Annotated in this window: 13 protein-coding genes; 11 read left to right on the forward strand and 2 right to left on the reverse strand. The window is 42.5% G+C overall.

Going from position 1 to position 14196, the window contains the following annotated elements:
• The first annotated feature begins 71 nt into the window (after window positions 1-71).
• Window positions 72-641, forward strand: coding sequence for a dTDP-4-dehydrorhamnose 3,5-epimerase (gene rfbC / locus QZ379_RS09560; RefSeq protein ID WP_291563709.1), 570 nt, complete (start codon window positions 72-74; stop codon window positions 639-641).
• Window positions 642-717: 76 nt separating this feature from the next.
• On the forward strand, window positions 718-1605 hold the full coding sequence (rfbA, locus tag QZ379_RS09565; RefSeq protein ID WP_291563712.1) for a glucose-1-phosphate thymidylyltransferase RfbA: 888 nt from the start codon (window positions 718-720) through the stop codon (window positions 1603-1605).
• On the opposite strand, the gene QZ379_RS09570 is transcribed toward rfbA, so the two are convergent.
• The gene (locus QZ379_RS09570; protein WP_291563714.1) at window positions 1591-1998 is read right to left on the reverse strand and encodes a 2-amino-4-hydroxy-6-hydroxymethyldihydropteridine diphosphokinase; all 408 of its coding nucleotides are present in this window, start codon (window positions 1996-1998) and stop codon (window positions 1591-1593) included. The genes rfbA and QZ379_RS09570 overlap by 15 nt on opposite strands.
• A 91-nt stretch (window positions 1999-2089) precedes the next feature.
• On the opposite strand from QZ379_RS09570, the gene QZ379_RS09575 reads away from it, so the two are divergent.
• From QZ379_RS09575 to QZ379_RS09605, 7 genes are all read left to right on the forward strand, one after another.
• A complete protein-coding gene (locus QZ379_RS09575) occupies window positions 2090-3370 on the forward strand; it encodes a pitrilysin family protein (RefSeq protein WP_291563716.1) in 1281 nt (426 codons plus the stop codon).
• Between the two features lie 19 nt (window positions 3371-3389).
• The gene (locus QZ379_RS09580; protein ID WP_291563718.1) at window positions 3390-4520 is read left to right on the forward strand and encodes a phosphatidylinositol-4-phosphate 5-kinase; all 1131 of its coding nucleotides are present in this window, start codon (window positions 3390-3392) and stop codon (window positions 4518-4520) included.
• A gap of 139 nt (window positions 4521-4659) precedes the next feature.
• Window positions 4660-6699, forward strand: coding sequence for an alpha amylase C-terminal domain-containing protein (locus QZ379_RS09585; protein ID WP_291563720.1), 2040 nt, complete (start codon window positions 4660-4662; stop codon window positions 6697-6699).
• The gene (locus tag QZ379_RS09590; RefSeq protein WP_291563722.1) at window positions 6686-7858 is read left to right on the forward strand and encodes a DUF6057 family protein; all 1173 of its coding nucleotides are present in this window, start codon (window positions 6686-6688) and stop codon (window positions 7856-7858) included. Before QZ379_RS09585 ends, QZ379_RS09590 begins: the two co-directional genes overlap by 14 nt.
• Before the next feature lie 96 nt (window positions 7859-7954).
• Window positions 7955-9445, forward strand: a complete 1491-nt coding sequence (proS, locus tag QZ379_RS09595) for a proline--tRNA ligase (RefSeq protein ID WP_291563724.1) — start codon at window positions 7955-7957, stop codon at window positions 9443-9445.
• 214 nt (window positions 9446-9659) lie between these two features.
• A complete protein-coding gene (locus QZ379_RS09600; protein ID WP_291563726.1) occupies window positions 9660-10481 on the forward strand; it encodes a Nif3-like dinuclear metal center hexameric protein in 822 nt (273 codons plus the stop codon).
• 4 nt (window positions 10482-10485) lie between these two features.
• Window positions 10486-11310: a C4-type zinc ribbon domain-containing protein gene (locus QZ379_RS09605; protein WP_291563728.1), complete on the forward strand. Its 825-nt coding sequence runs from the start codon at window positions 10486-10488 to the stop codon at window positions 11308-11310.
• Window positions 11311-11382: 72 nt separating this feature from the next.
• On the opposite strand, the gene QZ379_RS09610 is transcribed toward QZ379_RS09605, so the two are convergent.
• Window positions 11383-11832 (reverse strand): type I restriction enzyme HsdR N-terminal domain-containing protein, encoded by a 450-nt coding sequence (locus tag QZ379_RS09610; protein WP_291563730.1) that lies wholly within the window; start codon window positions 11830-11832, stop codon window positions 11383-11385.
• Window positions 11833-11957: 125 nt separating this feature from the next.
• Here QZ379_RS09610 and holA point away from each other — a divergent pair, with 125 nt between their 5' ends.
• Both holA and QZ379_RS09620 read left to right on the forward strand, forming a co-directional pair.
• The gene (holA, locus tag QZ379_RS09615) at window positions 11958-12962 is read left to right on the forward strand and encodes a DNA polymerase III subunit delta (RefSeq protein WP_291563732.1); all 1005 of its coding nucleotides are present in this window, start codon (window positions 11958-11960) and stop codon (window positions 12960-12962) included.
• Window positions 12963-13636: 674 nt separating this feature from the next.
• Window positions 13637-14131 (forward strand): helix-turn-helix transcriptional regulator, encoded by a 495-nt coding sequence (locus tag QZ379_RS09620; RefSeq protein WP_291563734.1) that lies wholly within the window; start codon window positions 13637-13639, stop codon window positions 14129-14131.
• Window positions 14132-14196: the final 65 nt, after the last annotated feature.

Genomic DNA, 14196 nt, shown 5'->3' on the forward strand with positions numbered 1-14196 from the left:
GCATGTACAGTTCTTAATGGGGAAAGCGGCAGTAATGCCGCCGACCTACATAACCAAAAAATAATTGAATTATGAACGTCATAAAAACGGATATAGAGGGGGTGGTGATTATTGAGCCACGTATTTTCAACGATGAGAGGGGATATTTCTTCGAATCGTTCTCGGAAAGGGATTTCCGCAAGGAGGTACGCGAGGTGAGATTCGTGCAGGACAATGAAAGCAAATCGCAATATGGGGTACTGAGAGGGCTGCATTTCCAGAAACCGCCTTACTGCCAGAGCAAATTGGTGAGGGTAATAAAAGGAGCTGTGCTGGATGTGGCGGTGGATATCAGAAAGGGTTCGCCTACATTCGGAAAGTATGTGGCAGTGGAACTGACGGAGGATAACCACAGGCAGTTCTTCGTGCCGAGAGGATTTGCTCACGGTTTTGCGGTGCTGACTCCGGAGGTGATTTTCCAGTATAAATGTGATAATTTCTATGCTCCCCAGTCGGAAGGGGCTATAGCATGGGATGACACGGATTTAGGTATCGAATGGGGTATTCCGGCTGAGAAGGTGATTCTGTCTGAAAAGGACAAACATCATCCAAGACTGAAGGATGCGGAATGGCTGTTCGACTATTCGGAGGAGCTTTATTGAACAAGGTAAGATAATTAATAATTAAAAACTAACGACTAAAAACTAAGAACTCTTTTTTAAAAAAGCTATATATGATATGAAAGGTATCGTACTTGCAGGTGGTAGCGGCACAAGACTGTATCCTATCACAAAGGGGGTGAGTAAGCAGATGCTCCCTGTGTTTGACAAACCGATGATTTATTATCCTATCTCAGTACTTATGCTTGCCGGTATAAGGGAGATTCTGATTATATCTACTCCGCATGACTTGCCGGGATTCAAACGTCTGTTAGGCGATGGTAAGGAGTTCGGTGTGAAATTTGAATATGCGGAACAGCCTTCACCGGACGGATTGGCTCAGGCTTTCATCATAGGAGAAAAGTTTATAGGTGACGATTCCGCATGTCTGGTATTGGGTGACAATATCTTCCATGGAGCGGGATTCAGCGGTATGCTGAAAGAAGCGGTACGCACTGTGGAGGAAGAGAAGAAGGCAACGGTATTCGGATACTGGGTGAACGACCCGGAACGATACGGTGTAGCTGAATTTGACAAGGACGGTAACTGTCTGAGCATTGAGGAGAAACCGGCAAAGCCTAAATCGAACTATGCTGTGGTGGGACTGTACTTCTATCCAAACAAGGTGGTGGATGTGGCGAAGAACATTAAGCCTTCGGCACGTGGCGAGTTGGAGATTACTACCGTGAACCAGCGTTTCCTGGAGGACGGCGAACTGAAGGTACAGACTCTCGGACGCGGATTTGCATGGCTTGACACGGGTACGCATGACTCGCTGAGCGAGGCTTCTACTTACATAGAGGTGCTGGAGAAACGTACGGGACTGAAGATTGCCTGCCTGGAGGGTATAGCTTACCGTAAAGGATGGATAACTGAAGAGCAGATGAGAAAGAATGCGGAACCGATGCTGAAGAATCAGTACGGACAGTATCTGCTGAAGGTTATCGAGGAACTAACAACTAAATAACGATATAATTGCCTGACGGACGTAAGTGGATTTCATATCATTGGGTTTGAGGATTTGGCTGCCGTAGCGAAGCAAATCTATGTCGAGTGGGACAAGGCCTGTTGATTTGGAACTCACGGTGCGTCCGCAGGCTTTTTCTATTTCCTTGAAGAGGGATTTCAGTGCAGCAATATCCATAGTGGTGGAAAATGTGGCTGCACGGTTGTGATAATCCGGAGCGGTGATTCCAGAGGGTAATCCTTCGGCGGGAGTGATGACTGTTTCGCCCCAACGGATATCGGGAAAAACATCGGCAAGTGTGCTGACTGCCTTAGAGAGATTGGCTTCGGGATGTTGGTTGGCGCCTATGCATATGAGGCATGCAACAGGCTGGACGGCAGGGGATGATGTCATAAGCTTTTTCTTCTTTTAGATTATTTATAATACAAAATTATGAATTTCTTCGTAAATTTGCATATCAATCATTAACTTATAATCTTAAATAGTGGATAGAAAATTGGCACCGGCTATCAATGGTATAGCCGAATTCGACATACAAAGACCTGTAAAGAGGAGTATGCCTAACGGTATAGAAGTCAATGTGTTGGACACAGGAAAGGAAGACGTGATAAGGCTGGATCTGGTGATGGAATGTGGTCAGGTGGATCAGGATTTTCCATTGCAGGCCGTGATGACAAACAGGATGCTCAGAGAGGGCACAAAGAACATGTCATCGACAGAAATAGCGGAAAAACTGGATTTTTATGGTGCATGGCTGGATTTGTCATCGTCTGTAAACAGCGGATTCGTGACTCTTTATTCGTTAGGAAGATTCTTCACTCATACGATAAGAACCTTGGCTGAAATGGTGAAGGAACCTGTTTTTCCGGAAAGGGAGTTTGACATTGTGGTGGAATCGAACAGACAGATGTATATGGTGAACTCGGAGAGAGTGGAAGTGATGGCAAGAAAAAGGCTCAACACTGAAATGTTCGGAGACAGTCATCCGCTGGGACGATTTGCAGAGATGAAGGACTATGACAATATCAGAGTGGAGATGCTGAGGGATTTCTACAACAGGTTCTACTCGTCGGGCAACTGTACGATATTCGTGGCCGGAAAGGTGACGGATGAGGTTATGAAGGACATCGAGGAGTGTTTCGGAAAAGAGCCATGGGGTACAGACAAAAGGAAGGAGAAATTCGTGCTGCCTGAACCTCGAGGATTCAAGGACAAGAGGGTGACGGTGAAGAAAAACGACGGCATGCAATGCTCGGTGAAAATAGGTATGTTCATGCCGGACAGGATGCATGAGGACTTTACTGACCTGAAGGTGATGAATACTATGTTAGGAGGATATTTCGGAAGCAGACTGATGAAGAACGTGAGGGAGGATAAGGGATATACTTACGGCATCGGCTCGGGTATCGTAACTTATCCGGGCAAGAGTCTGTTGGTGATAAGCACGGAAACGGACAACGCGTACGTGGAGAAGGTGATAGAAGAGGTGAAGAACGAGGTGGACCGGATGAAGAATGAAAAGGCCGGCAGGGATGAACTGGAGATGGTGAAGAACTATATGATAGGCGATATATGCAGGGCATATGAGAATGCTCTGTCGATATCGGATGCATGGATTTATGTACTGACGGCAGGTGTGGACATGGATTTCTATGACAGATCGGTGAAGTCTATCAGAAATATATCGGAAGAAAGAATTATGGAACTGGCCAACAAGTATCTGAATTGGGACAGTATGCTGGAGGTCGTGGCAGGAAATATTTAATTTTCAAACTATTATAATAATGAGCAGATTAAAGAATTATATATTAGCTATATGTGTGGTGTCGTGTACGGCTGCAGAGGTGCAGGCGCAACTCTCTGTGGGGTACTATAAATTCAAAAACGGTGCTGAATATACCGGACAGCTGAAAAGAAGAAGGCCTGACGGTATGGGAAGAACGGTGTACCCGAACGGAGATATGTATGAGGGAGAATATACTAAAGGTAAACGTGACGGTGAGGGTACGATGATGCTGAACATAGGCGAGAGGTATATCGGACAATGGACTGAGGACATGAAGCAGGGTACGGGAACTTATTATTTTGCGAACAACAATATGTATAAGGGAACGTGGATGGAGGATATGCAGGAAGGTGAAGGCGACATGGAATACTACAACGGCGACAGATACACCGGAGAATGGAGCAAGAACAAGAGAAACGGCAGCGGAAAATACGTCTGGGTCGGAGGGGCCGTATATGAGGGGAAATGGAAGAATGACCTGAAGGACGGCAACGGAAAGATGACATGGGAAGACGGCTCATATTACGAAGGAGAATGGAAAGACGGATACAGACACGGAAAAGGAACATTCGTATATACGAACGGAGACAAGTATTCCGGAGAATGGAAGGAGGATGTACAGGACGGAAAAGGAGTGTACTTCTTCCATAACGGAGAAAGATATGAGGGGGAATACCAGAACAGCGAAAGAACCGGCAAAGGGGTATATACTTATCCGAACGGAGATATGTACGAAGGAGAATTCAAGAACGGCAAACAGGACGGAAAGGGAATCTTCAAATGGGCCAACGGAGCTGTTTATACAGGTATGTGGAAGGACAATGAACGAAACGGTATCGGCAAGTATATTTGGGCCAACGGCGATGTGTATGAGGGTGAATGGAAAAACAATATGGCCGACGGAAAAGGCAGACTGAAGATGACGGACGGTTCTGTGTACACCGGAGAATTCTACAAAGGCAAAGAACACGGCAAGGGTATCATAACGGAAAAGGACGGAACCGTGTTCGAAGGAGGATTCAAAAACGGAAAGAAAGACGGGGAGTTTGTGGAAAAAGATTCATCGGGCAGAGTGACAAGAAAAGGAACTTTTAAGAATGGAAGGCTCCTGGATGATAAAAAAATGTAAATAGGGGGACATTTTTGTCCCCCTATGATTTTTTTTATACTTTTTTTTCCTTTTCTAAAAAAATAAACGTATTTTTGTGGATAGAGTTTGCTAACTTATAATAACTCAGGATCTTAAAAACTTAAAAACTTACATCAATATGGACAAAGTTTTGAACATCATCAAGAATGACCCTTGGTTGGAACCGTATGCAGATGCAATCAATGGAAGACACGAAATGGTGCAGCAAAAAGAGAAGGAACTAACTAAAAGATGCTCGCTGGAAGAGTTTGCATCGGGACATTTATACTTTGGATTACACAAGATTAAAGAGGGAAAGGATGTCAAATGGGTGCTCAGAGAATGGGCTCCAAACGCTACTTCCATATATCTGATAGGGGACTTCAACGGATGGAAGGAACTGCCGGAATTTAAACTTAACAAAGTTAAAAGAACAGAAAACTGGGAAATCGAACTGCCGGCAAAAGCAATGAAGCATGGAGACCTGTTCAAGCTGAAAATTTACTGGAGCAACGGATGCGGAGAGAGAATACCGGCATGGGCAACAAGAGTGGTGCAGGACGAAAATACAAAGATTTTCAGTGCACAGGTATGGGACCCGGCAAAACCATATAAATTCAAGAAGAAAGTGTTCATCCCTAATGTGGGACCGCTGATGATATACGAATGTCATATCGGTATGGCACAGGATGAGGAAAAGGTGGGCACTTATAATGAATTCAGAGAAAAAATATTACCGAGAATAGCTGAAGACGGATATAACTGTATTCAGATTATGGCTATACAGGAACATCCTTATTACGGCAGCTTCGGATATCACGTATCCAGCTTCTTTGCTCCTTCGTCAAGATTCGGTACTCCCGACGAACTGAAACAGCTGATTGATACTGCTCACCAGATGGGTATAGCGGTGATTATGGATATTGTACACTCGCATGCCGTAAAGAATGAGGTGGAAGGATTAGGCAACTTTGCAGGTGATCCGCACCAGTACTTCTACCAGGGCGACAGAAGGGAACATCCGGCATGGGACTCACTATGCTTCGACTACGGAAAGAATCAGGTGCTCCACTTCCTGCTGTCAAACTGCAAATACTGGCTTGAGGAATATAAATTCGACGGATTCAGATTTGACGGCGTGACTTCAATGCTGTATTACAGCCACGGATTAGGAGAGGCGTTCTGCAACTATGGTGACTACTACAACGGACATCAGGACGATAATGCCATCTGCTATCTGACTCTGGCAAACAAACTTATCCATGCTGTTAACCCAAGAGCTATTACTATAGCAGAAGAGGTGTCAGGAATGCCGGGACTGGCTGCTCCGTTTGAGGATGGCGGATATGGATTCGACTACAGAATGGCGATGAACATTCCTGACTACTGGATAAAGATTATCAAGGAGAAAAGGGATGAGGACTGGAAACCATCGAGCCTGTTCTGGGAAGTGACAAACAGAAGAAAAGACGAAAAGACTATCTCGTATTGCGAGAGCCACGACCAGGCATTGGTGGGCGACAAGACTATCATCTTCAGACTGTGTGACGCCGATATGTACTGGCACTTCAAGAAGGGTGACGAAAATGGTGTGGTACAGAGGGGTATCGCCCTGCACAAGATGATAAGACTGCTGACGGCATCGACTATCAACGGTGGTTATCTGAACTTCATGGGTAACGAGTTCGGTCATCCGGAATGGATTGACTTCCCGAGGGAAGGTAACGGATGGTCACACAAATATGCAAAAAGGCAGTGGAACCTGGTGGACAACAAGGAACTGTGCTATCACTACCTCGGAGACTTCGACAAGAAGATGGTGGAAACCATAAGAAAGGTGAAGAACATACAGAAAACGGATGTGGTGGAAATCTGGCATAATGACGGCGATCAGGTTCTGGCATACAGAAGAAAGGATTTGATTTTCGTATTTAACTTTAATCCTACCAGATCATTTACAGACTACGGATTCCTGGTTCCAAAAGGCGCATACGAAGTGGTTCTTGATACGGACAACAAGGATTTCGGAGGATTCGGTTTCAATGATGACTCAATCACTCATTTCACCTGCAGCGACCCATTGTATGCTAAAGACAAAAAAGAGTGGCTTAAACTTTATTTGCCGGCAAGAACTGCTCTGGTACTGAAAAGGGTGAAGAATAATTATGGCGTGGAATAACAACAGATATTATTACGGTAGAAGGAAATACAACAAAACAGCTGCACGCCTGAGCTACATGGTGTGCGGCTTGTTGTTTGTGGTATTCTCCATGGTTTATCTGACCGTATTCCAGAAGGACCTGATAGAGGCGCTACACCTTTCGACAGCCAAAGGAAACAGCGAATTCAAGATTCTGCCGGCTGCCATTATAGTGACTGTGATACTGATGATACTGAAGTGGGGACTGAACCTGCTGATGAGACTCAGAGGCAGTGTGCACGCATTGGCTTATATACCGTCATTCTTGGGTCTGGTGACTATGACTGCATTCGAAAGGGATGTGTATATGGGCGAAAGCAGGTATATATGGTGGTGGCTTATGCCGGTACTGACAGCAGCGTTTGTGACAGTAACCGTAGCCGTTAGAAAACACATGAAACCTGAAACGAATGAGCGCAGTACGTTAGGGATAGTGATTAACAATATAGCACTGATGCTTATAATGTGTGTCGGAACCATGTGTCTGGGAAATACGGACAGGTATTTTCATAATGAGTTGAGAATGGAAAGTCTGATATCCGAAGGCAACAATACGGAAGTTCTGAAAGTGGCCGGTAAATCGTCCAAAACGACAAGGACGATGACGGCTCTGAGGATGATGGCTATGGCCAAGGAAGGCAAGACGGGAGAGTGGCTGTTCAGATTTCCACAGTATTTCAGGTCGGAAGGTATGTTCTTCGATTCTGACTCGATGAAGACACTGAGATTCACCAACGATTCCGTTTACGCGCTTTTGGGCGACAGACCTGCTGCCGGAGAAAGCAGGATGCAATATCTGAAAAGACTTTCGATAGAGGGAGGTGACAGTTGCAGAATGGCTGTAGACTATTATCTGGCAGGACTGATGCTGGATAAAAAAATGGATGAATTTGCTGAAGCAATTGTAAAAACATCTGACACAGGAAGGTATTATCGCGAAGCAATACTTATGTATAAGGAGATGAATCCGCAGTGGGAATACGTGGCGGCAGATAACGACAGCACGTACCTGTCAAGGCTGAAAGAATACAGAGACAAACAGCGGAATATCAAATACAAGTCGGAAACTGAGGAAAGAAACAGAATGAAACTTGAATTTGGTGATACTTTCTGGTGGTATTATGATTATCAGAAATAACTTTTTTAGCGTACAGTTATGACACTGTACGCTTTTTTTATTACTTTTGCACTCTCGTAAAATCAAATTCTCATAAAATCAAATAATAAAACGGCTATGGCTAAAGAACTGAAAGAACTTACCAAAAGAAGTGAAAATTATTCACAATGGTATAACGACCTCGTTGTAAAAGCTGACTTGGCTGAACAGTCGCCAGTAAGAGGATGTATGGTAATCAAACCATACGGATATGCTATATGGGAAAAAATGCAAAGACAACTGGATGACATGTTCAAGGCAACAGGACACGTTAATGCTTATTTCCCTCTATTAATCCCTAAATCATATCTGAGCCGCGAAGCTGAACACGTAGAAGGCTTTGCAAAAGAATGTGCTGTGGTGACTCACTACAGACTGAAAAACGCTGAAGACGGTTCGGGAGTGATTGTAGACCCTAATGCAAAACTGGAAGAGGAACTTATCATCAGACCGACATCTGAAACTATCATATGGAGTACTTACAAGAACTGGATAAACTCATATAGAGATCTGCCTATCCTGTGCAACCAGTGGGCTAACGTAATGAGATGGGAAATGCGTACACGTCTGTTCCTTCGTACAGCAGAATTCCTGTGGCAGGAAGGACATACAGCTCACGCTACAAGAGAAGAAGCTGAAGCTGAAGCACAGAAGATGCTACACGTGTATGGCGATTTCGCTGAAAAATATATGGCTGTACCGGTAATCAAGGGTGTGAAATCTGCTAACGAACGTTTTGCAGGTGCTCTTGATACTTATACTATAGAAGGCTTGATGCAGGACGGTAAGGCTCTTCAGTGTGGTACATCACACTTCTTAGGCCAGAACTTCGCAAAGGCATTCAACGTACAGTTCGTAGACAAGAACAACAAGTTGGATTATGTTTGGGCTACTTCATGGGGTGTTTCTACACGACTGATGGGTGCTCTTATCATGACTCACTCTGACGACAACGGCCTGGTACTTCCTCCACATCTGGCTCCTATACAGGTGGTTATCGTTCCTATCTACAAGAACGAAGAACAGCTGAACCAGATTAACGAAAAAGTGGACGGCATTGTTGCAAAACTGCGCAGCATGGGTATCTCAGTGAAATATGACAACGCTGACAACAAGCGCCCGGGATTCAAATTCGCTGATTATGAGTTGAAGGGTGTGCCTGTAAGACTTGTTATGGGTGGACGTGACCTGGAAAACAATACAATGGAAGTTATGCGTCGTGACACTCTGGAAAAAGAAACCCGCTCATGCGACGGCATAGAAGAATATGTAAAGAATCTGCTTGAAGAAATTCAGGAAAATATCTATCAGAAGGCTCTTAAGTACAGAAACGAACATATCGTGAAAGTGGATACTTATGATGAGTTCAAGGAACAGATTGAGAAGGGTGGTTTCATCCTGGCTCACTGGGACGGTACAACAGAAACTGAAGAACGTATCAAGGAAGAAACCAAGGCTACTATCAGATGTCTGCCTTTCGAAGCTGATGAAGAAAGCTTGACACCGGGTGTAGACATGGTAACAGGTAAACCTTCTGCAAGAAGAGTATTGTTCGCAAGAGCTTACTAATTCTCCGGAAAACAATATTGTATTTATATATGAAAACAGCGTGTGGTGGAAACTGCACGCTGTTTTTTTCAGTTATCACATTTCTCCTACATCTTCTTTACAGCGTAACATCATAACCGATTTTAATTCCTGCAAAAAAATCTTAATTCTTCCCTCACCATCACATATACAACCTTCTTTGTTTGTATTTTTGCATAGAATTTTATTCGCAAATATGAAAATTAAGGAAATTATAGATGCCCTTGAGATATTCGCGCCTCTGCCTCTGCAAGACGGATTCGACAATGCCGGACTGCAAGTAGGATTGACAGACGTGGAAGCTACAGGGGCTTTGTTGTGTTTGGACGTTACTGAAGATATAGTAGAAGAAGCTATAAATCAAGGTATTAACCTGATTATATCGCACCATCCGCTGATGTTCAGAAGTTACAAATCAATAACTGGAAAAGACTATACTGAAAGATGTATAATGAACGCCATAAGGAATGAAATCGTAATATATTCGATGCATACCAACCTGGACAATGCTCCCAACGGCGTGAACTATAAGATAGCAGAGAAAATAGGACTGAAAAACGTTAAGGTGCTCAACCCGAAAGAATATATGCAGCAGGAATCGGGATGCGACAATTCAATGGCCGAATGGCTTACGGCAGGAGCCGGAGCAATAGGCGAACTGGAAGAACCGATGACGGAAACCGAGTTTCTGAAGCACGTGAAGAAAACTTTCGAATCAGGATGTGTGAAGCATACCAAACTGACAGGAAGACTGGTGGAGAAAGTTGCCATATGCGGAGGAGCAGGAGCGTTCCTGATGGAAAAGGCCGTGAAAGAGCACGCCGATGCTTTCGTGACGGGAGAAATAAAATATCATGACTATTTCTACTACGAAGATGAAATCCTGGCAGCGGAAATAGGGCATTACGAAAGCGAACAGTACACAAAAGAAATTATAAGGGATGTGCTGAAAAGCAAGTTCCCTACACTGAGAATAGAACTTACAAGAATTAATACGAACCCAATTAAATATTTGTAAAACTATGGCTAAAGATGCAAAGAAAGATCTTTCAGAAATAAGTGTTGAACAGAAACTTACTGCATTATACAAATTGCAGACCATCCTTTCTGAAATGGACAAAATCAAAACTCTTAGAGGTGAACTTCCACTTGAAGTAAGAGATTTGGAAGATGAAATTACAGGTCTGAACACTCGCATTGAAAAAATCAAGGCTGAAATAGAAGAACTGAAACAGAACGTCGCTACAAGAAAGATAGACATCGAATCTGCAAAGGCTTCTATAGAAAAATACAAAGCTCAGCAGGACAATGTAAGAAACAACAGAGAATATGATGTCCTGACTAAGGAAATAGAATTCCAGTCACTTGAAGTTGAGCTGAACGAAAAAAGAATCAAAGAGGCTAATGCTTCTATCAAGGCTAAGGAAGAGGAAATTGTAAAAAGCCAGAATGCTGTAGAAGAAAGAAGCAAGGACCTCGAAGACAAGAAGAATGAGCTGGACGAAATCATTGCTGAAACAAAACAGGAAGAAGAAAAGCTGAGAGAGAATGCAAAGGCTCTTGAAAGCACTATCGAACCAAGATTGCTGCAGGCTTTCAAACGTATCAGATCCAACTCAAGAAACGGTCTCGGTATCACTTATGTACAGAGAGGTGCATGCGGTGGTTGCTTCAACAAGATTCCTGCACAGAAACAGTTGGATATCAGAATGAGAAAGAAAATCATTGTTTGCGAATATTGCGGTAGAATAATGGTTGACCAGGAACTGGCTGGTGTAGCTCCGGTAGAAACTGAAGTAAAGGAAACTAAACCAAGAAGAACAAGAACTGCAAGCTCTGCAGAATAATATAGAGAAACTTCTTGAATGAATAATGGGCGTAAAGGTGTTTTATGTAAAACATTTTTACGCCCATTCTGTTTACAGACTATTGTAAGGTGGAACGGAAGAAAGAAATGTGCAGCGGCCTGTCTGATAGTCCACCTTACAGCAATAATGGGTTATACCGTTGGTAACGATGAGATAGTCCACGCGAAGAACGATGTTATAACGGGTAATCTGATTGAATACGTTCTGTGTGACTTGAACATCCGGAGCCTTGTATTCTACTATCATACGTGGAGCAAGGGACGGAGAATACAGAACGGTGTCGCAACGCTTGGATGTGGAGTTCAGAGATATGCTCACTTCGTTGGCAAGCAATCCGGCAGGATATCCCAGATGATTGACAAGGTAATGGACAAAATGCTGACGTACCCATTCTTCGGGCGTCAAAGCGACGTATTTTCTCCTCAACACGTCGAATACATATTTTTTACCACTGCGGTCGGTTATTTTGAGCGCAGCGGATGGCAGGTTTAATGATAACATTTCGTATATTTGCATTTAAAGTTTCAACCGTGATTATTTGTAACGGAAATTTATCAGTACAAATTTAATAAAACGGAACGAAACGGTAAAATCATTGCCTAAGTAAATAAACATTGAAAAAAAACATGACATACGAAGATATAGCCAAGGACATAAAGAACAAAAAGTTTGCTCCCGTGTATCTGCTGATGGGAGAAGAGGACTATTATATAGACAGAATTGCCGACTACATAGTAGAAAAGGCTCTGGACGAAAACGAAAGGGAATTCAATCTGACAGTGATGTATGGTCTGGAAACAGATATGGCAAGCATTATAAACAACGCAAAGAGATATCCGATGATGGCAGAACGCCAGGTAGTAATGGTGAAGGAAGCGCAGAACATCAGGGCATGGGACGACCTGGCTTTCTATCTGCAGAAACCGCTTGAATCGACAATACTCGTTATATGCTACAAGCATGGAACGATGGACAAAAGAAAGAAAGTGGTGGCAGAGATAGAAAAGAACGGCGTAGTGTTCGAATCGAAGAAGCTGAAGGAGAATATGCTGCCTTCGTTCATAACGACGTATCTGAAAAGGAAGAAAATGGAGATTGACAACAAGGCTGCGGAACTTATGGCGGACTTCGTGGGAAATGACCTTAACAGGCTGGCCGGGGAACTGGACAAACTGATAATCACAATGCCTCAGGGGAAAAACAGGATTACATCGGACGAAATTGAGAAGAATATCGGAATAAGCAAGGATTACAACAACTTCGAGCTGAAGAATGCCATTATCACAAAAGATGTCCTGAAGGCAAACAAAATAGTGAAATACTTTAATGACAATCCGAAGAACAATCCTATACAACCGACATTGGCTATACTGTTCAACTATTTCTCCAATCTGATGGTGGCATATTATGCTCCAGAAAGAACGGATAATGGAGTGGCAGCTTATCTGGGACTGAAGGCTCCATGGCTGGCAAAAGAGTATCTGGCCGGAATGAGTGCATACACCGGCGTGAAGGTGATGAACATTATAACGCAAATAAGGCTCTGTGACGCAAAATCTAAAGGAATAGGTAATGTATCACTTACGCAGGGAGAACTGCTGAGAGAGCTCGTCTATTTCATTCTACATTGATTTTACAGCATAAAGAGGTATAAAGGCTTTATCTACTACGGTAGATAGAGCCTTTTTTCTTATCAATACGAGAATCAAAAATTTACGCACGACTGTACATTTGGACGAAAATTTTCAATTCTCAGCGAATTGGGATTACAGATATAATTAAGTTTACACATGTATGTAGATTAATAGTGTAGAACTGTAAAATTACAGATGTAAAAGGATTACAAATATATGTTATTATATAGAATTATGTACATTTATACTTGTGTTTACAGATGTAATAGAGTAGGAGTGTAGGCGTTTTGTTTACATCTCTCATATATATATACATCTGTAAAATGTATATATTTGCATAGTGTATATAATAGGTTTTATCTCTATATACCAATACTTTATACACGATATTCTATAATCTGCTTAAATATATATGCGGACAAAAAGGAATAAAACGTACAAAAGGCGGAATATACGACTATATACAAGTGTAATATTCATATAATCAACATTTTAGCATCATTTAATAAATTAAATGTTTAAGCTATAAACAAATGTAAACCACAAATATTCTGTATTATTGACAATTGTAATTACAAATGTATATTTTACATTTATGTATGTAAATTTGCTTTTGTAAAATTCATTAATTACCTTTGTAACGTCATTATATTAAGTTAATACATTTGTAAATGAAGAACAGAATAATCCAAATCATGCGTTCAGCGGGGTTAAGCAATGCAGACTTTGCCGAAAAGATAGGAATCTCCACATCGTCGCTATCGCATATATTCAGCGGAAGAAACAATCCGAGTCTGGACATGGTGAAGCGTCTGCATAAATCTTTCCCGGACATCAGCCTTAACTGGATAATGTATGGCGAGGGAGAAATGTATTCAACAGGAAACTCCGGTAACGACAAGAAACAGGAGAATCACGAATTTACGCAAGGAAACCTATGGAACGAAACGGACGCTGAAAGCCACGAGAATCCGCAAAATACGGACAACGGGGCGTTTTATCTTGATTTTCGCAAGGAGAAACCATCAGAAGAAGGCTATCAGACTATCCAAAAGCCTGTAAAAGAAGAAATTAGGTATATAGAAAAGCCTACACCAAAAATCTCTGAAATAAGAATATTCTACGATAACGGCACTTTCGAAGTGTTCAAACCGGAAAACAAGTAAAGTTCAGATTTGTGCTTTCCATAAAAAATACTGATTTAGGCATATACAGAACACATTATATATAA

Origin of the sequence: Bacteroides sp. (assembly GCF_019417265.1) — a bacterium.
GTDB lineage: Bacteria > Bacteroidota > Bacteroidia > Bacteroidales > Bacteroidaceae > Phocaeicola.